Annotated in this window: 15 protein-coding genes; all 15 read right to left on the bottom strand. The window is 48.7% G+C overall.

What is annotated here, in order from left to right; all coding sequences use genetic code 11:
- Positions 1-142: 142 nt before the first annotated feature.
- The 15 genes from NQZ67_RS11050 to NQZ67_RS11120 all read right to left on the bottom strand — a co-directional run bounded on the left by NQZ67_RS11050 (position 143) and on the right by NQZ67_RS11120 (position 22,028).
- Entirely contained in the window at positions 143-1,765 is a 1,623-nt protein-coding gene (locus tag NQZ67_RS11050; protein ID WP_257445418.1) for an ABC transporter substrate-binding protein, read from the bottom strand.
- 55 nt (positions 1,766-1,820) lie between these two features.
- A complete protein-coding gene (locus NQZ67_RS11055) occupies positions 1,821-2,702 on the bottom strand; it encodes a carbohydrate ABC transporter permease (RefSeq protein WP_257445420.1) in 882 nt (293 codons plus the stop codon).
- Positions 2,703-2,718: 16 nt separating this feature from the next.
- Positions 2,719-3,699: an ABC transporter permease gene (locus tag NQZ67_RS11060; RefSeq protein ID WP_257445422.1), complete on the bottom strand. Its 981-nt coding sequence runs from the start codon at positions 3,697-3,699 to the stop codon at positions 2,719-2,721.
- A gap of 220 nt (positions 3,700-3,919) precedes the next feature.
- On the bottom strand, positions 3,920-6,190 hold the full coding sequence (locus NQZ67_RS11065; protein WP_257445424.1) for an AraC family transcriptional regulator: 2,271 nt from the start codon (positions 6,188-6,190) through the stop codon (positions 3,920-3,922).
- Positions 6,191-6,282: 92 nt separating this feature from the next.
- Positions 6,283-7,722 carry a glycosyl hydrolase family 28 protein gene (locus NQZ67_RS11070; protein ID WP_257445426.1) on the bottom strand — a complete coding sequence of 480 codons (1,440 nt, stop codon included), beginning with the start codon at positions 7,720-7,722 and terminating at the stop codon, positions 6,283-6,285.
- 154 nt (positions 7,723-7,876) lie between these two features.
- Complete coding sequence (locus NQZ67_RS11075) at positions 7,877-9,565, bottom strand: ABC transporter substrate-binding protein (protein WP_257445428.1); 1,689 nt, start codon at positions 9,563-9,565, stop codon at positions 7,877-7,879.
- A 102-nt stretch (positions 9,566-9,667) separates the two neighbouring features.
- Positions 9,668-11,242, bottom strand: a complete 1,575-nt coding sequence (locus NQZ67_RS11080; RefSeq protein WP_257445429.1) for a response regulator — start codon at positions 11,240-11,242, stop codon at positions 9,668-9,670.
- Positions 11,235-13,043, bottom strand: coding sequence for a sensor histidine kinase (locus NQZ67_RS11085; protein ID WP_257445430.1), 1,809 nt, complete (start codon positions 13,041-13,043; stop codon positions 11,235-11,237). The genes NQZ67_RS11080 and NQZ67_RS11085 overlap by 8 nt, the downstream gene beginning before the upstream one ends.
- A gap of 252 nt (positions 13,044-13,295) precedes the next feature.
- A complete protein-coding gene (locus NQZ67_RS11090) occupies positions 13,296-14,573 on the bottom strand; it encodes an alpha-L-fucosidase (RefSeq protein WP_257445478.1) in 1,278 nt (425 codons plus the stop codon).
- Between the two features lie 42 nt (positions 14,574-14,615).
- A complete protein-coding gene (locus NQZ67_RS11095; RefSeq protein WP_257445432.1) occupies positions 14,616-15,560 on the bottom strand; it encodes a carbohydrate ABC transporter permease in 945 nt (314 codons plus the stop codon).
- 13 nt (positions 15,561-15,573) lie between these two features.
- Positions 15,574-16,485, bottom strand: coding sequence for a carbohydrate ABC transporter permease (locus NQZ67_RS11100; RefSeq protein WP_257445433.1), 912 nt, complete (start codon positions 16,483-16,485; stop codon positions 15,574-15,576).
- Positions 16,482-19,040 carry a DUF5696 domain-containing protein gene (locus NQZ67_RS11105; RefSeq protein WP_257445434.1) on the bottom strand — a complete coding sequence of 853 codons (2,559 nt, stop codon included), beginning with the start codon at positions 19,038-19,040 and terminating at the stop codon, positions 16,482-16,484. The genes NQZ67_RS11100 and NQZ67_RS11105 overlap by 4 nt, the downstream gene beginning before the upstream one ends.
- Before the next feature lie 20 nt (positions 19,041-19,060).
- A complete protein-coding gene (locus NQZ67_RS11110; RefSeq protein ID WP_257445435.1) occupies positions 19,061-19,696 on the bottom strand; it encodes a Yip1 family protein in 636 nt (211 codons plus the stop codon).
- A complete protein-coding gene (locus NQZ67_RS11115) occupies positions 19,677-21,143 on the bottom strand; it encodes an SMP-30/gluconolactonase/LRE family protein (protein WP_257445436.1) in 1,467 nt (488 codons plus the stop codon). Before NQZ67_RS11115 ends, NQZ67_RS11110 begins: the two co-directional genes overlap by 20 nt.
- A gap of 15 nt (positions 21,144-21,158) precedes the next feature.
- The gene (locus NQZ67_RS11120) at positions 21,159-22,028 is read right to left on the bottom strand and encodes a carbohydrate ABC transporter permease (protein WP_257445438.1); all 870 of its coding nucleotides are present in this window, start codon (positions 22,026-22,028) and stop codon (positions 21,159-21,161) included.
- Between the last annotated feature and the right edge of the window lie 7 nt (positions 22,029-22,035).

A 22,035-nucleotide genomic window follows, 5' to 3' on the forward strand; every position in this document is an offset into this window, starting at 1 on the left:
TCTTACGCCAACCCCAATCTTGCTTCGTATACTCTCGTACTCTTTCCCCTCACCTCCCATCGGTACTTAGTTTTTCTTATCATTAGGAACACCAATAGATTCGATATCCATCAATCAAAGGTGTTCCTAATGGATTGAAACTTTACTTCTGGGCAAGGAAGGCGTTGATTTGATTTTTTAATTCCTCTTTGATTTTTTCTACGCCCGAATCCTTCAAATCCTTATTCATCTTCGCCAAATTGTCTTCAACTTCGCCGAAACCGGACAATAAGAATGGAAGATACTTATCCATGACGGTGTTGCATTTGGCAATTTCATTTTTCACAGGCTCTGGATCAAATGTAAATCCTGCCAATACATGTTTCTGATACGTGTCCGGCTTATATTGATATTCCGTATATTGTTGAACCTGCTCCGGCAATCCGGCTGGAATTCTGCTTAATGTCGGATTCCAGGTCAATTGGTAACCAGGGAACGAGTAATTTTTCGCCGGATCGACTCCATCCGGAGTTTTCCACTGATTCTCTCCAACAGCCTCCCAGTTTTCGCCCTCGATACCGTAAGTGAACAAGTCGTTGTTCTCCTGGCTGGAGAACAGCCAATCCAGGAATTCCATGGTTCTGTCGATTTTTTTGGAAGAAGCGGGGATGGCCACGAAATTCCACGCCTTGCCGTCCGTGGATTGCGTTCCAGGCGTCATTTCCTGATTGTTCTTAAATATCGGCCAGAAACCGATCTCCGCATTTGGATTCAATGCCTTTTGCTTGGCTTCTTCCCCCTTGAAACCGCCTACGGTTGCGTATCCGGCAGCCGCTTGCTTACCGGTTCCAGTCGTGTTTGTCAAGGTATCTGCCGGGATAAATGGGTTAAACCGCTTCGCTTGATTAAACTGGTTCATCAGGTATTTCAGACCGTATTCGGGATGAAAGTTAGCCCACTCGGATGCCGGATCGCCATAAGCCGCCACGCCCGCAACGGATTTCCCATCATCGGCGATTTGAACGTAAACGAAGTTTCTCTTCGGATTTCCTTGGCCGGTGAACGGAAATACTTTCCCCTCCAGCTGTTGTGCATTAATATCGGTAAATAATTTAAAGAACGCGGTATTTCCATAGTTTCCAAACGGGATCATGTCTTTTTCGTTTTCTTTCACTTTTTCAAGGAAGTTATACAAATCGTCATAACTGCTGATCTCGTCCATTCCATACTTCGTTAACAAATCTTTTCTGTACCATACGCCTTCCATATCCATGAAAGAGTTGGTAATCGGAATGGCATAGGTTTTGCCGAAGAGCTTGTTATCATTGATATACTCTTCGGAGAAAGCCTTTTGAAGTCCGGGATATTTCGGGTTGTTAAAGTATTCGCTTAAATCCGCCAATACGCCGTCCTTGGCGAATTTAGCCAATTCCCATGGGACAAACAGGTCGACGTCTTCTCCCGAAGTCATCCATAATTGATGCTTGGTCCCATAGTCGGCAGTCGGTGTCCATACCACATTCAATTTCGTATTAAGCGTGTCTTGCGTCCGTTTCTCGAACTCTCTAAAAGCGGGATCGACATCGCGATAATGCCCGTTCTCATTCCCGAAGAAACGGATATTAAGCGTAACGGGATCCTTCTTTGCTTCAGGATCCGTACCTTCTGTCGAATTGCTGGTTGGCGCCGCGCTTCCAGAAGGCTCGTTGGCTTGATTGCTGCATGCCGCGAATAAAGAAGAAAGCATTGTGACGGCAACCATCGTGACTAAAAACTTTTTTTTCATTTTTTTTCCTCCCTTTTATTGTTCCATGCCTATATACTAAACCGCTTTTGCGGATTTAGCCCTTAACGGCTCCAACTACTAATCCCTTAATAAAGTACTTCTGAAGAAAGGGATAAACAAAAATAATGGGACCTACGGTGACTACGGCTGTAGCCATTCTGACCGTATTGCTTGGAGCAACATAATTAGCTATAACTCCTTGCAAGTAATCCATTTCATACATAAAGTCCACTTCTCTCAATACCTTCATGATCAGATATTGCAAAGAGTACAGATCTTTATCGTTTATATAAAGGGTAGCCGTAAACCATTCGTTCCAGAAACCGAGCCCATAGAACAACCCGATCGTTGCCAGTGCGGGTTTTGCCAATGGCAGGATGATTTTAAATAGAATATAAATGTCATTCGCTCCATCTATTTTGGCGGACTCCGCCAGCGAATCCGGTATTTGCTTGAAGAAGTTTCGGAGCAGAAACATATTGAACGGATTCACTAACGCAGGGACAATATAAACCAAGATATTATCGCTTAACCCTAAGTATTTGGAGATGAGGAGGTACGACGGTATCAGTCCTCCGCTGAACAGCATCGTAAAATAAACGAAAAAGGCAATCTTGTTTCTGTGAGTGAACGTTTTCACGGAAAGGGCATAAGCCATGGCACTGGTAATGATAAGGCAAAGTACCGTACCTGCAACCGTAAAAATGATCGTTGTCCTATAAGCGGTGAATATGGTGTTATCCTGGAATATGACCTCGTAAGCAAGCAGCGAGAATTGTTTTGGAATAAGAGCAAAGCCGGTCAATTGTACGGATTTTTCATCGGATACAGAGCTTGATAGGATAAGAATAAAAGGAAGGATGCAAAACACGGAAAATATGGCCATGAAAAGATAAGAAAACATATCTATTGCTTTATTCTCAAAGCTGTTTTTCATTTTAAATCTCCTTCCTTTAGAAAATGGCTGAATCCGAATCATATTTCTTGGCAAGGTGATTCGTTGCGAATACGATGATTAAACCTACAATTGATTGATAAAGTCCGATCGCGGTAGACATGCTGATGTCATTCATTTGCCTAAGCATCCGGAATACATAAGTGTCGATAACGTCGGTCGTGTGATACAGATTAGGGTTGTCGCCTACAATCGCATAGATCATTCCCAAATCCCCTTGGAATATGTCTCCGATGCCGAATAAGGTCAACAGCACGACCGTTGTGCGAAGCTGCGGTAACGTAATCTTTGTAATGCACTGCAATCGAGTCGCTCCGTCCATTTTGGCCGCTTCATAGATTTCCTGATCAATGCCCGCTATTGCAGCCAGATAGATAACGGATCCGAATCCCGCCCCTTTCCATATTTTCAATGCAACCAGTATTCCGACCCACAGATCCGGATTGGAGTAAAAGCTGATTTCCTGTCCTTCTTGAATGAAACCGAACGCTTTTAGAATGGAATTAATAAGACCAATATCCGTCGACAGTAATGCGAAAACAAACATCGAAACTAACGTCCAAGAAATAAAATTCGGCAGAATGACAATCGATTGCGTCACTTTCTTAAAATGCTTGGAGCTGATTTCGGACAGCACGATGGCGATAAGGATGGCAAAAAACAATCCGGTAAAGAGAAACAATATATTTAAAAAAACCGTGTTCCAGGTTACAATCAGCCAGTCCTTCGAGGTGAAAAAATATTCGAAGTTTTTCAGACCGACAAATTCGCTTTTAAAAATTCCTTTAATCGTATTAAAGTCTTGAAAAGCTACGACGACCCCCACCATCGGCAGGTACTTGAAGATCAAGAAATATAAGACGCCTGGCAATACCAATAAGTACAAATAGAAATTTTGTTTCACATCCGTTAGGAAGCTCTTCTTTTTCTTCTTCATCACAACGCGCTCTGCTTTGTTATGGCTTAATGCTACACTCATACTGATCATCCTCCCTATATGCTAAGCAAATCTCATGGCTCGCGTCGTGGTCACACTGAAAGCCCTTTCCCCTTTGACTCTAAGGGTACATTCATGCTCGTTCAAGTTCTCGTTTTATCAATCATGACGATTTGATTGTTTTTGAACCGGTTCAAAATCGCACAGTTAATAGAAAAAGAACCGACAGCATCAGGCTGTCGGTTCCTTTCGTTCGTTTTACTCATTCGATGTTACTCATTCTATAATTCTCAGGGGTTTTGCCAAAGTGTTTTTTAAATACGGTAAAGAAGTGCTTGCTATTCTCCGGATACCCAACCGCTTCCGCGATCCTGCTGACAGGATCATCCGTTTCAAGAAGAAGTCTCTGCGCTTCCGACATCCTGCATTGCGTAATGTAATCAGATAATGATACGCCCGTTGTCTCTTTGAATATAGACCTGACATAATTAGGGGACAGCTCTACATGCTTCGCTACCGAATCCGTCGAAATAGTTAGGCTATTATAATGCTCTCCGACATAATCCTTTATTTTATTCGCAATCATGGATTTTACGTTTTCTTTTGCGTCATTGCCTTTTGTCTCTATAACCCTGGAGCAGAGGGAATACAGATACGTTTTGATTTCCTCCAACGTTTCGCAGGTCTGAATTTCGGCGATAAGCACCTTTATGCTGTACTCTCCATTCTCTATGCTAGTCTTGGCTATACCGCTTAGCGTCCTTGTGAGCAAGACGGCTAACTGAAGCACCGTGATTTGGATTTCATCCGCGCTGGATAAGACAAGCCTATCAAAAAACTCGTTGAGGCTTGCGTCCATTTTCCTCATATTGCGTTCCTTTATGGCTTCGATTATTCTCTTCTCAATATCATAAGGATAGTCATGGAGACCCTTATTGTCTCGTTCGGCTATATCGCCATATTCGATGACTGCTTTTCTGCCGTAAATAATGCGATAATTCGAAGCTGCCAGCGCATGCTGGAAGGATTGACTGATCCCTTCCACTCCTTCTACCCTATCGCCTATTCCCGCGGAAACCGAAATCTTCAAATACTTTTCTACCTGATCTTGTATTTCCATTGTCGAATCGAATATAAGACTCGCAATCTCGCCGCTTCCATCCTTTACATTTACAATCATACTTACATAATCGTAACCGTTATCGATGCCTTCTACCTTAAATCGTTTTTCCCTAAAAAATTCGCAGGCGATATTTAGAATCGCAAATTTAACCAATCTTACGTCCTTCGACCATTTACCCGATAGAACTTTTTCAAGCGAATCCATTTTCAGCACGAGGGTTACGTAGTAAGGAGCGTCGAAGCTTACCCCGCATTCCGTCCTATAATCGTTGTCGAGTATTTTATCGTCGATTTCCCCATCAAGCAATTTGCTGAGTAATGCCTTTTTCTTGTCATTCAATAGCCGGTTTGAATCCAGTCTGTATTTATGGAGCAGCTTTCGAAATGGATTATAAATGCTCGAAGTAAAAAATACAGCTAGAATGATCCCTGCGAGGATGAAAATAATGGTTAAAATCAATAAAGTCTTTTGCATCGAATAAGCCGACGACAACAGCTTGCTATATTCGCCTATGCCTATAAATATCAAGCCTAAATGTTTTGCTTTTACATAGCTGACAAGGGACTCCCTGTCATTAATTTTCGTTCTGAAGCTGCCTTTTTCATCGTTTGACAACATGATTTGTTTGGCAAAGCTTTCATTGGAAAGATTTGTATTGATCATGGAAGTGTCATCATGCGACAATACATTTCCATCTTTATACATGATCAATACTTGATTCAGATCTCCGGCGCTCCCGCTGGTAACCATCTCCTGTAGTATTCTCTCATTTAAATTAATGACTAATGACGATTCGACTTCACCCTGACTTGAAGTATTGGTTAGAACCAACGTCAAGAAATTTTCGCTAATCGTTTTATTATCTATGACATAATCCACTTTTCTTGTGAAATATCGATCCGAGACGTTTTGTTCCGTATTCCTGAAAATGTTGATGATGTCTTGATCCAAGAAGTCCGTTGTGGACTGAATCCCTTCTCCTACCTCGGATATATTGAAAATGACCCTGTCCGTCTTTGCATTATAAATATAAATGGAGCGAATAAGCGGATTCGACTTCACATATTGCCTTAATTTCCTTAATACATCTTGATCGGCGTAGGCATCTGATTTCTCCACATGCAACCCATAATTAAAATCGCTATCCACAGCATTAATAAATAATTGATAAAAGTTATAATAGACATTTATGAGCATTAAATCCGCAATATAATAGGATTGCGATATAAAATTTTCAGAAGTATGACTGACTTGCTCTATACTTTTATTGCTGTAAGTACGGAATAGTACAAAAGAAAAGACGGTTAACAGAACGATAACAATAACCAAATAAGAGGATAAGATTTTTATCCATAAAGGATTTTTTCTAGAGAGACGTTTCAGCCTTCCCTCTGCGCTTCCTGCTTTCATGTGGCTATCCCCCTCGATCTATCTATTGGGAGAACGAACTGGGAGACTGATCTTGTATTCAGTCCCCCAGTTCGCTCAGAACCGTTATTTAGTCATTTACGAAACTGAATGCCATGGGCATGCTCATTGATGTCGAAATGTCCCTGCTCCGCGTCCAGAATCAACTCGCCATTGATTCGCAGATTAGTGAAGGTGACACCATCCACTGTCCTTTCCCGGTGGAACCCGTAAATTCGGTTTTTGTTTTCATTTCTTCCATTATAGGTCACGTTCCGGAAATGAATGTTCTCAATACGTTTACCGGCAACGGGGTTATATTTCTCGTTCCATACCACACGTATGTCCAAGAGCTGGCCCAGTTCAAAATCCTCCACACGGATGTTGTCAAAGGTGACATTCCGTACCGTGTTATTATCACCGGCGTTAATGTTCATGGCGCCCCAATAACCGGGCTGGGGCTCATGATGCTCCAATATATCGATATTGCTGAACTCGATATCCTCGATCAAGTCGCCGCCCCGGCGGTAATCCCCATGTCCGCCGACATTCATCGCATGGGCTACGTCGGCCCAAAGGACGGAGTTCTTGACTCTTACGCAGCGTGAATCCCCTTTATAATCCCAACGGCTTCCGTAAACGGCTATACAATCGTCGGACGTCCGCAGGAACACATCTTCGATCTCGATATGCGAGCTGGACATCATGTCGATGCCGTCGCACCACCCCCGCGTACTGAAGGACTTGAAGTTGCGAATCCGGATATGCTCCGACTTGCCGATGTAGATGCTGTAGTGCGGCGGGTCCAGCAGCACGATTCCTTCCACGTTAATATGGTTCGAATAAGTGATCCGCACACCTCTGAACGCGGAGAAGCGGTGGAAATCGGACAAATACAACACGCCTCTGCCGCGGATCGTGACATCCTGCACATGGTCGCAGACAAGCGAGCCGACGACAATAGCGCCGCCGGCTATGTAGACGGTTTTCCCGGACGGAATGCGGAATATCGTTTCCTCCAAATAGTGCATCCCAGGGCCGAAATAGATTACTTCCGGAGCCGCACCCCCGGGCTCCTTAGGACTGCCGGCCAACTGATAGACATCCTCCATCCGATGGATGGCAGGCTTCAGGAACAGCACGTTCGGAGCGTCCGGTTCCGGCGGATTCTCCTCCGGAGCATTCGCGAATAGATGAAGATTGGCGAAGCGGTCGCCGTTCACTTCAATGGACAGCTTGCACGGTTCATTCAAACGGAAGGTTATGGCCGCTCCTTCTACCTCGAACGGAATTTGTTTCGAGAGAGGCCGGATGACAACTTGCCGTACGCTATCCTTCCGGCTCTCGACCCTTACCTCCACGCTTCCTTCCATGTCGAAATAGGCCATGGAGGCGCATCTCACGTTATGCATGTCCACCTTCGCTTCATATACGAAAAGCGGCTGCCAGTTTTCCCCGAGAGTACGGACGCTTACGATAAAATCATCCCGGCCAACCGCGCCTGCAGGCGCATCCCAAATCTTTAAATAGCTCAACGAAGTTCTCCTCCTTGAAAGCACTCATTCCAAAATGCGTTTACGTTGACTTCACTTTAATAGCATCGTTGGGAGTGTTCAAGTTCTCGTTTTGCCAAAATGCCGATTTGATGGTTTTTGAACCTTTTCAATAACGCGCTGAAACGTATCCCGTCTATTCATTCCAAAGCTTCACGCGGTCCTTCACCAGCTTGGTAAACTCTTCGTTCAGCTTCTCGACGCCCGCTTTCTCCAGATCTTTCATGAACTCGTCCCAAATCGCGTCGAATTGTTCCGGCTCTGCCAGAATCGCTTGGGTAACGCGCCTCTTCATAATGTCCTGACACTTCTGGAAGATGACATTCGCTTCCGAGCCGTTCTCCATGTTGATGTTCCATGCCGCTCCCCACGGTCTAACCGGGAATTCTTCCTCGGTCGGCCACAGATCCTTGTAGTTTTTAATTTGGTATGCAGCCAACGTCTCCCTATCCGCCTGGGTATATTCCTTCTCGATTTGTTCCGGGAAGACGGTGGTGTAATAGTTGCCCGTCTTGTCCTTCACCCCATCGCCGTAGCTCGGTCCAAATCGGTACATATCGATGCCGGTCGTTCTTCTAAAGTCCCAGTTGTCATTGACCTTCCAATTTAGAATATTTTCCGGAATAACGCGTTTGCCGTTTTCCACTTTGTAGTGCTTGCCCTCGATTCCCCAGTTGAGCAGCACTTGCCCTTCATCGGAAGCTAGAAAATCGAGAAACTTGATGACGCGAACCGGGTCTTTGGCACTCTTCGTGATCGAGATGCCTATCCCCGACAAATAGCCGTAGCTCTGGAAGTCATGTCTCTTGTAGGCTTCATTCAAGGTAACCGGAAAGTTGGCGTAGGTTTGATCGAACTTGCCTTCCTTCTTCAATGCAGCTACTTCGCCGGCGAAGAACCAATCCATATCAATGAGGCCTAGGACGCGCCCGCTGGCAATCTTCGCCTTGTACTGGTCATACTTCTGGACGAAGCTCTCCGGATCCAGCAAGCCGATGTCGTGCATATGGTTCAACCAACGGAAGTATTCCTTCTCTTCCGGGCGCAGGTAATGGAGCTTCGCCTCATAAGTATCCGGATCGATATAAAATTCGCCTTCATCCGGCGCGCCGGTCGCTGCGACGGCCGGGTTGGTGACGCTAATCACGAATTGCCACTCCCCTCCGTTCAAGGACAGAGGAATGATCGGTTGACCGTCAGCCGTCGTCTTGTGTTTGTCATAATAAGCTTTGAGGGCATTCTCGAAATCCTGCACCGTCTTGATCGGCGGGTAGTTCAGCTCCTTCAGCACGGCGTGCTGCAGCCTGAAGCCGCCTCCCGCACTGAAATAGGTTTGGTTTACCGGTGCTGTCGGCAGGACATATATGCCATGGTCGTCGTTGCTCCAGCGCAATCGCTTCATGTATTCGCCATAAACCTTCTTGATGTTCGGCGCATGCTCTTCAATGAGCGGCGCCAAGTCGATCAATGCGCCGGCGTCCTTCAGCTTGCCCGCGCTGACTTTGGCCCAAACCATGTCCGGATATTCATTGCTGGCGACCATTAACTCGAACATATCCGTGTCGCTGCCGCTAATCGGGAATTCCGCTTTGACCGAGACGCCGGTTTTTTCCGTTATGAGCTTGCCGACCTCGCTTTGCAAGTCGTCCCATAACGTGTTGAGGTCGCCAAATGCTATACTAATTGTCAGCGGTGAGAGTTCTTTGTTCGACGGTGCGTCCGGACTGTTTAAGCTATCGGACTCCGCTCCTTTGCTGCAGCCGGCAGCAGCAAGCAGCAATCCGATTATGAAGACGCTTGCCGCTATTATTTTGCTGGCTTTCATGAAATGCCGCCCTCCAATTATAAGTATGAGTTCAAAAAGTCCAGTTTTAAGAGTAGCTTCCTGATACCCTTCGTGATCAAAAGTGGACTTTTTGAACAACCTCTACGTTTCCAGCGAAACGGTTTTAACCTTGGGAGGAGCCCCTTTGATCGAAGAAGGCGAAGCTCCTACATATTTCTTGAATTTGCTATGGAAATAATCCACATTGGGATACCCTACGCGCTCCGAGACCTCGTAGACCTTATAGCCTTCCCTGAGGAACCGGATCGCTTGCTGAATCCGGACCTTATCCAAATAGGTATGGAAGGACTCTCCCGTATGCTGCTTGAACATTCTGCCCAGGTACCCCTTGTTGTAATTGTACATCTCCGCCATTGCCTCCAGCTTTAGATTTTCATGGTAATGCCGCTGGATAAAATCCATCACTTGCTTGACCACGGGCTGGCTTCCGTCTTTCCCAAGCCTTTCCGCCAATTCGGCGAGCTGGGTATGAGCGGCGTTCATCAGCTTATCGTAATGAGTGTGCTGATACAGCTCGGCAAGCAGAGGCGCATAATCCTGGATATTGATGCTTGAATGAGCAGCCGCCAGCTTGCTCAGCGCAACGGACAACACTTGGGCTATGCCAGTCTTGATCGCGATTTCGGTAGAATCGTAAGCCGCCAGCGCCCCTCCCGCTTCTCGCAGCGTCTCTGCCACGCCCTCGCATCTGCCGAGATCCAGCATAAAGAACAGCTTGGTAGCAAGCGCCTCCAAATCCGGGGGAGCATGTCCCTTCGTTTCCGCAACCCCATGATTCATGACGCGTTCCGTCTCCATATGGATCCGTCCTTCGTCTAGCAGGAAACGATCCTTTAACAATCCCAAGGCGCCCTCGTACGATCGACGGATATCCCCAAGATCATAGACAATCGGGCCAGCGGCGGCCGTGAAGCCCTGCCCTGGCTCGCAGGCGTCGTGAAGAAGCCGGGTCCATTTGCTTTTGACGCCTTGCCGGTTCAGGTCTTCCTTCAGAAGGAAGCCGGTATACGGGCCCGTCAGAAACCCGTACCCGAGCCCTTCCATCTCTGCGGCTTCCAGCCATCTCAACTTCACCGACTCCAGATATCCAGGTCCTGCTTGCGTGAAATCCTCCGCTTCAACCAACAAGATCTGCTTGGTTGTCCCTGCGAAGCTGGTTAAAGGCGCAAGTTCGCTCTCCAGTTCCGGGGCGTCGGCGGATTCAGCCGTTATCAGCTTAAGGATAAGCTCCTCCCGCAGCGCATCGGCATGGAATTCGGACCACTTTGCCCGCCCCGACTGTTGATCCAGCTTGGCTCTTATGCGAAGCAATTCCTGCGTCAGCTCCTCTTGATCGATCGGCTTGAGCACATAGCCGCTTACATTCATCTCGATGGCCTGCTTGGCATAGGCAAAATCGGCGTAACCGCTCAGAATAAGGAATTGGCAATCCCCATCCGTCTTGCGAATTTCGCGGATCGCTTGAAGTCCGTCCATTCGCGGCATCCGGATATCGATGACGATCAGTTCAGGGGAAAGCTCCTGATGAAGGGCCACCGTTTTTATTCCGTTCGAGACGTCCCCTACTACGTGGAAGCCAAGCGCTTCCCAATCGACAATCTTCAGAAGCCCCTGCCGGATCGTCGGTTCGTCGTCGGCCACTATCACTTTATACATGCGAATTACCTCCTAACGGAATGGCAAATGTGATGCGTGTTCCGGATCCCGGCGGGCATTCCAGCTTTAGCCCGAACTCTTCTCCGTAAGTCAGAACAAGGCGCTGATGCACGTTGCGGAGTCCGATCCGATGCTCCTCGGCATCCTCCATATCCAGGAATGAATGCTCGATTTCCCGCACTTTATCCTCCGGTATGCCGCACCCGTTATCCTCCACCGTAATGATTACCCGATCCGACTCCACGCGAGCCTCGATCATTACGATGCCGCTTTCTTCAACCTCCTCCAGCCCGTGCACCACGGCATTCTCTACAATGGGCTGAACAATGAGCGGCGGAATCTGCACTTTCATTGCCGAAGGATCCAGCTGGAGCCTGTACGTCAAACGTTCGTCATCGAAACGGAATTTCTGAAGCTCCAAATAGCAGCGCGCAATATCAAGCTCTTCCTCCAGCGTGATCTTGCGGTCTCCGATTTCAATGCTGCGCCTCATCAGCTTCCCAAGGAGATGCACGACATTGGAAATCTCCTTCTCTCCCTTCACAAACGCTTTCATTCGGATGGACTCCAGAGCATTGAACAGAAAGTGCGGGTTGATTTGGCTTGCCATCATTTTCAGCTTGATGTCGCGCTGCCGCAGCTCCAGCAAGTTTTTCTGCATTTGGGTCTCTCTCACTTGATCCATCAAGCTCCGTATGCTGGCAAGCATATGGTTGAACTGTTTGGATAACGCGCCAATCTCGTCGTTTCCGTCGACATCCGACTGCACGTTCAGATTTCCCATGGACACCTTGCTGAGCACCTTATTAAGCAGCAGCAGTCTGCGGGACAAGAAGGAGGAGGTGATGTATATGAGAACGAGCGCGATGGACAAGCTGGCCGCAATAATGGTAAATCCCAGCCTGCTGACTCGGTTTGCGTCGCTCACGATGCTGTCGATCGTAAAGACCGAGACGACTTTGAGCCCGTTACGGCTATAGGGCGGATTCACTTCCTCCACCACAACTTTCGAAAGCTGCCCCTCATAATCGAATTCGTAGGCTCCAGCCGGTCTATCGCTCAAATCCTTGGCGAAATCCATGCTGTCGATATTCCGGCCCACCCACTGCGGATATTTGGCGGCGACAATCAGTCCCTCCGAATCGAAAATCATCGTATCGAACGGTTCCTGGCTTAGAAGCTCATTCAGTACATTCTGATCCAAATCGATGACCAGCACTCCGTGGGAACGGTACAGGGGAAAATCGATTCTTCGAATAAGGCTGAGGAATGGGCGGTTGCCCTTCGTCTCGTCCGCGATGTAACGCCAAGCGATGGACGAACTGGGATGGTCCAACGCCTCGCGGTACCATTCCGAGTTTTTGACAGACTCGTCCGCGTTAAGAAAGTCCCAGTTGCTGATCGGCATCGGCGGATCCGTATAGAAGCGAACGTTATGAATTTCTTTGTTATGCTGCACATAATCCTGGAAATAACGGAAATCCCAATAGGCTTTAACGAGGTCAAAGGTGGTCTCGTAGCGGGAATTGACCAAATTGGATAACCTGTCGTCGACTTGCAGATTTTGCGATATTTCAATCGACATCCGAAGAATGTCCGTTACTTGCTTCTTGATCTTATCCACGTTGTTCATGGTTTGCTGAGTAGCTTGATCCAGTACGTTCTGACGGTAGGAAACCGTCAGGATACTGCCTACGAGCAGTACCGGGACGAATACCACGACCACGATGGAAATGATCATCTTGTTTTTCAGCCGAATGTTGTTCGTTTTCCTTACCGCGGCGAGAAGCCTGCTTCCCATTCCAGATCTCCTTTCGGATGCTTGAGTGCTTCAATGGTTGCGCTTACAACAAATGTAACGAATGAGTTGAAACTATTATTCTATCGAAATTATAACTCATCAACGCTCTTATAAAAAAAACAAAATATCCCATGTAAACGGGAGACGGCTTGAAAAGTAAGGGGTGAGGAGAAAGCTACGAAACGATCAAATTCCGTGGGCGCAATACGCTCACGGAATTTGTATGCCGCTATAGAATGGATAAATTTCGGCTTATTCTTGAATTTCCAGCCTGACCACCGTATCGAGCGGTTCCCACTTCTCCTCTGGAACTCGAATGGCAATCCCCTGCCCGTTCTGCTCGAAAGGAACCTCGCTGCCGTCGAGCAATCGGCAACTCGCGACTCGCTGTTCAAGCGGCAGCGGCCCGATGTTTTCGAATGCCTGCCTGTCTTGCACATGCAAATAGAGATGACTTCCTCTGCGAGTCATTCCGTAGACATGATCGACCGGCTCGATCGGACCCGCCGTCGTCCCGTAGATGGCTTCGCCGTTCTTCCGCATAAAAGCGCCGATTTGCTTGAGCCGTTCGACTTGGCTCGGGGGAAGCTCCCCTTCCGGATCCGGAGCAACATTCAACAGCACGTTTCCTCCGCGGACGAAACAGTCGATCATCAGCTTGATGATTTCTTCGAACGGCATCACCCGTTCTTCCGGATCATAGGACCAATGCGTGGCGATGGAGAAACATTTCTCCCAGTCAATCGGAAGGATGTTCCCGGTAATCGCGTGCGTGCCTTCATCGCATTGGAAATCGCCGATCCATCCGGAACGCGGATTGATCACGCAGGTCGGCTGATGGCGCCGAACGATCCCATTCAGCTTCACCGGCTCCCAGAACCAAGCTGCGTCGGCATCCGTTCCTGCATGTGCCAGCCAGCCCCCGTCATACCATAGAATATCGATTGGCCCGTATCGGGTGGTCAGCTCCTCGATCTGAGCGTAGCATTGCTTCTTCATCAGCGCCGCATTATCACCAAGCTTCTCGGGCTCGAAGTATCCAGGAAACCGCCAATCCATTGGCGAATAATACAAGCCGACGCGCAGTCCGGCGTTCCGGAAAGCGTCCGTGTATTCTTTCACGAAATCGCGATTGGCCGCCGCGCGCATGCTGTCGAAGCCTCCGTGGCTGCCAGGGCTGTCCCACATCGCGAATCCGTCGTGATGACGGGTGACCATGACGGAATAGCGCATGCCCGCTTCCCGGGCAAGACATGCCATTCGCTCCGGGTTCCAATGCCGCGGGTTGAACCTCTCGGCCAGCTTCGCGTATTCGTCCGCCGGGATTTTCTCGTTGAACATGGCCCATTCGCCGCGTCCCAGCATCGAATAAAGACCCCAATGAAAGAACAGGCCGAGCTTTGCGTCGCGCCACCATTGCATATCCTCTTCGCTGAGCTTTAGCTCCGGAGCCTTAACGCCGTCCAAGCTTTTGAGCTGAATGCTGCTCTTCAACATGGACGCAAGCTCAGCGCCGCTCATTTCTTTCATGACCAAAGCCGGTTCTCCTCCCTGGATTACGTGATCGAATGTTTAGCCGACGATGCCCGTGCGCTCGATCCCTTCGACGAAGTACCGCTGCACAAACAAATAGATGATAATTAACGGCAGAATAGCGAGCAGAATGCCGGTATCCTGCACCATGCTCAAATAGAAAGGATCTGCCTGGGAGGAACCTCCGCTAACAATATTGTTTAGGTTGTACGGCAAGGCAGCGAGCTGCACGGACATGACCTTGCCTGACGACAGATACGTCGTCGTAAAGAAGCTGTCGTTCCATTGCCATACGAAGGAGAAGAGCAGCACCGTGATGATCGCCGGGATCGCGTTCGGGAGCATGATTCGGGAGAACGTCCTCCCAATCCCCGCGCCATCGATATAAGCGGCCTCCTCGACCTCTTTGGGAATGCCCCGGAAAAACTGTCTGAATATAAAAATATAAAGTCCCGCCTTCAGCGAATTGGCTGTCAAAGCTGTCAGGATGAACGGCCAGTAGGTATTCAGCAGGTTGACGGATTTGCCCGTAAGCAATGGAATGATCCCCATCAGCGTAAAGTCCTTCAGATTGAGATATAGGGGTATGAGAATCGTCGAAGGCGGTACCAATATGGTCAGAATGACTCCGGCAAACAGCAGATTGCTTCCTTTGAATTTTAGCCGTGCAAATCCGTAACCAGCCAAAGCGCAAGATGCCGCGGTTAGGATTGTAGTAGAGATCGACAGGGCAAACGTATTCATCAACGTGTCCCAGTAATCCATGATCATGATCGCTTGCTTGAAATTATCCCAAGTATAGTGAATGGGAATCCACATCACGATCGGCGAATAGAGATCCTCCTTATCTTTAATCGCTGTCGAAATTTTTTGCAAAATCGGATACAAAATCAAAAACGACAGTCCCGCAATCAAGACAAGACGGACGAATGACCAAATCCACTTTTTCCAGAATTCTACCGATAATAGCCGGGAATTGCGCACTCGTACATCCTCCCTAGTCATAATAAAAGACTTTCCTCGATATCAGATAGGTGCTCACTAGCAGGATAAGAGCAACGGCCAGAAAGTAGATCGTCGCCATCGCCGAGCTAAGACCGAAATTGAAAGCGGTAAAACCGGTGTCCAGAATCAGGTCCGTTATCTCGTTGGTGGAGACCGAATCCACAATGGTATAAATCACATTGACCAGAATAAGCGGACTGACCATCGGAAACGTAATTTTCCAGAAGGCCTCATAGCCCGTCGCCCCTTCCATCCTGGAGGCTTCGTACAGCTGCGGCGAAATGGTCTGGATTCCCGCGAGGAAGATCAGAATCTGAACGCCCGACTGGCTGACAATCTGATAGATGCGGTCAACGGAGCCTGTGAGGTAATTGACGATCCATTCGCTAACCCCGGCTTGCAGCATCAGCTTCTCCAATTCAAAGCTCTGCAGCGAACGAACGACCTTGGCCCCCGAGCTTGCATCGCTTATCGCTTGCACCAGGCTTGTGCTATCCAGATTCATAATGACGCCGGATGCCAGAATGACGGGAAGGAAGAAGATGGCCCGGGCAGCGGATCTTCCGATGAATTTCTGATTCAGCAGCACCGCCAGGAATAAACTGAATATGACGATCAGCGGAATATTGACCAAGATATTCACGATCGACTCCGTCAAAACGCGGTTGAAGCTGGTATTTACGGTCAAGGCTTCCACGTAGTTTTTGATACCGATGTATTTCACCGTGATTCCTTCCGAATTGGCCGTTATCGAGCTGAAGCTGAATCGTATTGAACTCAACAATGGCACGAAGAAGAAGAGACAAAATCCAAGCAGCCATGGCAAAACGTATAGAAAACCCCATTGCGCCCTTTTTCCCGCGTAAGACCTTTTCAAACGGCGAAGTTTAAGTATGGATTTCATTTTTGCGCACCACCCATGACATAGCCTCCGGCTTCGACGTTTTGGCCCTCCGCCTGTACCATTGATCGATTGTAGTTCACAATGACATAGATACCGTTTTCGTACACGGTCTTGAAGACGCCGTCTATTACTTTCTCGTGCGAAATGATTTTCTGGTTCTGCACTTTGCCCAGCACTTCATTTACATCCCCATAGATCTGCGCAGCCTGGTCCAGCCATTGCTCGTAATGAACGGCGTACAAGTCGTCGTAATCCGTATCCTTTACTTTGTCATTCGATTCATGAATCCATTTGAAATAAACGCCGGAGCCATATTCCAGACACTTCAATATATACTGGTTCATGTCGGTGTAGGTCGACAGATTATAAGGCATCCCCGTATAGTCGATATATCCGCGAACGACCATTTGATAGAACGGAATTTCCTCGTCTTCAATTTTGAAACCGCTGTTCGTCATCGGCGCGTTCGTAATATCCGTAACGAATGGAAACGCGTAGGCGTTGCCGCCATTCGCCATAATTTCGAGCTTCTGCTGGCGAATCTTGGTCATCGCCTGTGCCGATATCGTTTCGGACTCCGTTCGGTCGATCTGACGGTTTGTCCGATAGTCGGTATTCAACCGGCTGCCTAGATCCTGCAGCGATATTCCTTCAAGTCGATAGCCATCCAATTCGTTCAGCATGGCATCCACAACCTTCAATATATTTCGCGGCGATACCACATAGGATGGAGATTTGCTGCGGTCGCGCTGATTCATAACCGGTTCAACCTTGTAGATCTCGGCAGGATCTCCCCTTAATGTTCGGGAAGCTTCCTTGCTCGCATCGAAACCATCGCTTGTACGCGCTTCCGCGATGTAGACGTCCGGGAAGAAGGAAATGTCCTTGTCCCGAGCGTAGGAGATGAATTCCCGAAGCGCTTTGCTCCCTCCTACAGCTTTATCGACCGAAACATGATCCGGAACCTGATGATCAAGTCCTTTATTGAACCATCCCGAATACTGGAGCTTAATATGGCGAATATTGCGGTTCTGCATCTGATTGACGATATCCTCCGCCTGTTCGAAGGTCGTCAGAGGCTCGAGCGCCTTATAGGGTATTCCCACCGCATGCTTGCTTTTGGCGATGCTTCCGATCAGCTGCAAATAAAACGGCACATCCGCTTCGGAATTTGTTTCGCTTGCCGGCTTCGGTTCGGGAAGCCCCTTCGTATGGATCAAATACTGTTGATAGTACCGCGCCATTCCGGAGTAAGTAGCCTCATCCCCGCTCAGGAAAGCGTAACGGATCGTAAAGTCCGATTTTGTCGGGTTCTCTTGATACCTGGGCAAGGAACGTTCCTGTCCGTTCGCGTCAAGGGAAACCTGATCCTTATTGACCACGTAAAAGCTTGGATAAATGTAGTTATAGCTATTCAGTCTGCCGCTTACATCGGCATGAACGTTTGCGACTGCATCGCCTTCTTCGATAATGCCGAGAAAAGCTCCATCCTTGCGAATCATTCCGAAAACCGGCAATCTGGCTTTTTCTTCCCAGTTGGCGTCATTGTCACGATCCATCGTTAGATCGGATCCATAGATTCTTTGTTCGTATGACGAATACTTCGTTTTGCCATTGTTGAAATGGATGAGCGCTCCGGATCCGTCCGGTACGAATAAGGAACCTTCCGACTCTTCTCCTTCCGCGCCGAAGAAACCAAGGACCGATATCGTATGGATCGGATATTCATCAGAGTAATGAATGCCGGAGGAGGGCACCTTGACCACGAGACTGTCGCCTTCCAAGGTATACTCGATCGAGGCAAGGAAGATACGGGGTTCGGGTTTGGTTTGCCCCAGCTGGAACGCCTCGAGATCCTTCCGGAAATCTTCATCCGTGTAGCCTGCATCTTCGAATGCTTGAAGAGCTCGTTTAAGTTGAATCCCGCTCAGAGAATCTTGCCGCACATACACATCAGGCTCCTTATCCTCTTTAAAAGCGATCATCAGCGCGCGTTGTCCCGTTTTGTCCACTTTCCCCTTCAGCTCTTCCAGGCGCGCTTTGCTCAGCTTGCCTGGAATATCGTCAATCGATTTCTCGTCCGTTCCGAATTGATAATTCACTCGGATGCCGTTAGGAATGCTTTCGAAGCTGACTTGCTTATGAACGACGCTATCCGTATATGAGTTGACCGAGCCCAGCTGGCCGAACGCGTTATGGAAATCGAGCTTCAATTGAGCGGATAATAAATCCTTGTTAATTCCCGTCGCGAGCTTATCGGATTCCCGCTCCGGCGGGTTGCTGTACCATACTTCTCCGCTGTTTTTTTCAAGAACGGCTATAACTCCCGACTGATCGTCCGCGAATAATTGGAGACGATCGTTCTCCGCAACGCCTTTCATATCCGCGACCCGAGGATCCGTGAAGGAAACGGGCAGAGCCGCTCCCTTAACGAATTCCGCTGCAACGGAACGGGTTGCTTCCGTTTGATGATCGGAGCCGGAGCCCGCACACCCGGCCGTCATTATTCCGAGCAGGAACAACGAAGTCAGCAAGGCATATTGTTTCATATTCATGGTTGCGCATGCCTCCTTTCTTAGCTTCTCAAGTCAATTTCCTGGTAAATCGTTGATACAAATGATGAAATCTGCTGAATCAGACTGAAGAAAAGCAAGCACAGGAACGCCAGAAACCCCATGGCGACAACCGATAGCAGTAAGGTGCCTATGGTTTTTGACGGCGTAAATTGATGAACCGTCATATTCCCGACGAACAACAGGTACAAGGACCAGATAAGGGCGATGCTGTGCGAGAAATAATAGAATCCAGTCTCCTGAATCGAGATGACGTTGCTTAACCAAATCCAGGGGAATGGGATGATAACCATCGGAAGAAAGGCATAGCAGGTCGACGTGAAAATTTCGACAAACTTCCCTTCTCCGTCCATCAAGGTCGTGAGCGACCAATTGGCCACGCACCAGAACAACACCGGAAGCAGGACATACAGTACCTCCATCAAGCTGTTCATGTTCGCGGGATTATAGATATGGACGAGAAATCCGCTATACTGGCTGCTCATGATATTGGTAACGGCCAAGAGGAACAAGATCGAGAAGGAAACGATCAGACTTGTTTTTTTGTTCCATTCGTATTTCAAATCCCAATACCCGTTAAAGGGGTGGAGAATCAAATAAAAAGGGTGTTTAAACCGTTCACTGTTCAATTGCGGCACGCCTCCTTCCCCCTTTCCATTGCCGGAGCTTCCTGAACGTGATTGTACCGAGAACGATCAAGACCAAGCCGGTCATGATCGCAGGGAAGTATTCGCGCAGCACTTCCTTGCGATATAGCAGGAATGCCTTCGAATAGTTAAGCTGATCCTTGCTTTGCTTGAAATACTTCATCGCCTCCGCGTATTTCCCTTGCCGAAGCAGAGCTTTGCCGATCCCGGCATACGCGAATTCCAGGTTGGCGTTCATATGGATCGACTTCTGGAATAAGGAGAAGGCAGCCTCTTCATCGCCACGATAGTAGCTTCGAACGGCTTCGTTGAGGGTCCGGCCGTATTCCGTTGTTTCGAATAAAGTAATTTCCCCGAGCCCTTTGTCCAGAACGAGAAACCGATCGCCTACACGCTCGATGGCCGACGGCGTGTTGAATTCGCCCAAGCGGTTGCCCAGACCGCCGAATACATACATGAAATGCCCATCGCCGTTGTATGTGAATATCCGTCCGCGCCTGGAATCAAGCACCGAATAGATTTCGCTGTCCGCGACATCGATGTCGATCAGTCTCGAAGCGTCGGTCTGAGACGTGGCGGCGATATCGCCGCCCGGGCTGAAATACCCCGTTCGCCTCAAAATATCGTTCCCCTGGGCATTTAATTTCTTGATCGTATCGCCGAACCTGTCGCCGTTCGTGGCATAAATAAATCCTTCGTCATTAATATCCAGGTTCGTGAATTCCGTAGGCGTAAACATGGCCATCTGGCTCCGCTGGGCTCGAGTCGACAGCCGTTTCCATAACAACTCTGCCGGATCGACCCTTACGCGGTTCGCGCCGATGAACGTTGAAAACTCGCCATTCGCGTTGAATTCCATAAACCCGTCAAATACGCCGACGGACATGACGTAAATCCGCTGGGCTTTGTCGACAACGACGCGAGCAGGCTGGAACTGGAACTTCTCCTGGAAGAGCTCTGACTTCGGATTCTCGATCACCTTCACGAGCTTGCCATTCGAATCGAGATGGACCACTCTTTTATTTCCCGTATCCGCGACGTATATATGCTTGTCGTCGGTTACAAACAGGCCTTGCGGGCTCAAGAACGGTTCGGGTCCGACGTCCCCGGCGAAGGAATCGATGATTCGGACCAGCTTGAAGTTCCCATCCATCACCACGATTCGATTATTGCCGGAGTCCAGCACATAAACTTGTTTGTCTGCCGTAACGTGTATGTCGTTCGGTTCCTTAAAGGGGCCGACGCCCAGATTGTCGCCGCTCAGGATGGCGGTTGCAAGGTAGGCTGCAGGCGAGGCGACAGCGTCTCCCCAGTAGGAATATTGATACGAAGCGGGCGGTTCTTCGGCATGAATGGCCGCGCTTCCCATTCCCATGCTTAGCACGCAGATGAGTGTTGTGAGGAAAACGATCCTTGTTTTATAAATGCTGCTCAACATCTCGTCTCATCCTTTCTACTCTTTCATCCCGGAAGTCGCCATCGTCTGCATGACGCTGCTCTGCGAGATGATAAAGAGCGTAATCGGAACGATCATCAAGAGAAGGGCGACCGCCGCTCCGACGCCTGCCCGGGCGATGCCGCCTGCCGAGATTTGGCCGAGCGCGTAATGCAGCGTCTTCAGGTTCTCGCTATAGATGAAGTTTCCTCCGTCTGTCCCCCATAATGCGGGGAACTGCAAAATCATAAGCGTTAGCCAGGCGGGCTTCACGTTCGGCATCACGATGCTCCAATAAATCCTGTACTCGTTCGCTCCGTCAATCTTGGCAGCTTCCAGCAGAGCATCCGGAATCTGTTCCATGAATTGCTTCATGAGGAACAGTCCGAGAGGGAAGGCAAGCGACGGTACGATAATCGAAGCGTGCGTATTGATCCAGCCGAGCCACGACATGACCATATAGTTCGGAATCGCGGTAACATGGCCCGAGAACATCAGGGACAGAATGACGATAGAGAACAACGTCCCCGATCCCCAGAATCGGTATTTCGCCAGAGGGTAGGCTGCCGCCGACGCCAGCAGAATATGGCCAGCCGTCCCGACGATCGTAATGAACAGGGTATTAGCGATATAGCGGGACAACGGCACCCACGAGTTCCCCATCAGGGCGAACAGGTCGAAGAAATTGTCTAGCGTCGGATTGATGACCAGAAACCGCGGCGGGAAAATAAACAGCTCGTCAAGCGGCTTGAATGCGTTGTTGACCGCATAGATGAGCGGCAGCGCCATAAACGCGCCAAAAACGGCAAGCAGTGCGAACAGTAAAAAACTGACGGTAAAGGATCGGTTAATCTTCCTGGGGGTCCGGAATACGCCTAGCATCCTCATGACCACT

This window comes from Paenibacillus soyae, assembly GCF_024623455.1.
Taxonomy (GTDB): domain Bacteria; phylum Bacillota; class Bacilli; order Paenibacillales; family Paenibacillaceae; genus Pristimantibacillus; species Pristimantibacillus soyae.

Bases quoted from the DNA above. Each gene is read 5' to 3' on its own strand.
- NQZ67_RS11115 (WP_257445436.1), bottom strand. From the start codon at position 21,143: ATGTTGAGCAGCATTTATAAAACAAGGATCGTTTTCCTCACAACACTC.
- NQZ67_RS11055 (WP_257445420.1), bottom strand. From the start codon at position 2,702: ATGAAAAACAGCTTTGAGAATAAAGCAATAGATATGTTTTCTTATCTT.
- NQZ67_RS11100 (WP_257445433.1), bottom strand. From the start codon at position 16,485: ATGAAATCCATACTTAAACTTCGCCGTTTGAAAAGGTCTTACGCGGGA.
- NQZ67_RS11090 (WP_257445478.1), bottom strand. From the start codon at position 14,573: ATGAAAGAAATGAGCGGCGCTGAGCTTGCGTCCATGTTGAAGAGCAGC.
- NQZ67_RS11085 (WP_257445430.1), bottom strand. From the start codon at position 13,043: ATGGGAAGCAGGCTTCTCGCCGCGGTAAGGAAAACGAACAACATTCGG.
- NQZ67_RS11105 (WP_257445434.1), bottom strand. From the start codon at position 19,040: ATGAATATGAAACAATATGCCTTGCTGACTTCGTTGTTCCTGCTCGGA.
- NQZ67_RS11060 (WP_257445422.1), bottom strand. From the start codon at position 3,699: ATGAGTGTAGCATTAAGCCATAACAAAGCAGAGCGCGTTGTGATGAAG.
- NQZ67_RS11065 (WP_257445424.1), bottom strand. From the start codon at position 6,190: ATGAAAGCAGGAAGCGCAGAGGGAAGGCTGAAACGTCTCTCTAGAAAA.
- NQZ67_RS11080 (WP_257445429.1), bottom strand. From the start codon at position 11,242: ATGTATAAAGTGATAGTGGCCGACGACGAACCGACGATCCGGCAGGGG.
- NQZ67_RS11050 (WP_257445418.1), bottom strand. From the start codon at position 1,765: ATGAAAAAAAAGTTTTTAGTCACGATGGTTGCCGTCACAATGCTTTCT.
- NQZ67_RS11075 (WP_257445428.1), bottom strand. From the start codon at position 9,565: ATGAAAGCCAGCAAAATAATAGCGGCAAGCGTCTTCATAATCGGATTG.
- NQZ67_RS11120 (WP_257445438.1), bottom strand. From the start codon at position 22,028: ATGAGGATGCTAGGCGTATTCCGGACCCCCAGGAAGATTAACCGATCC.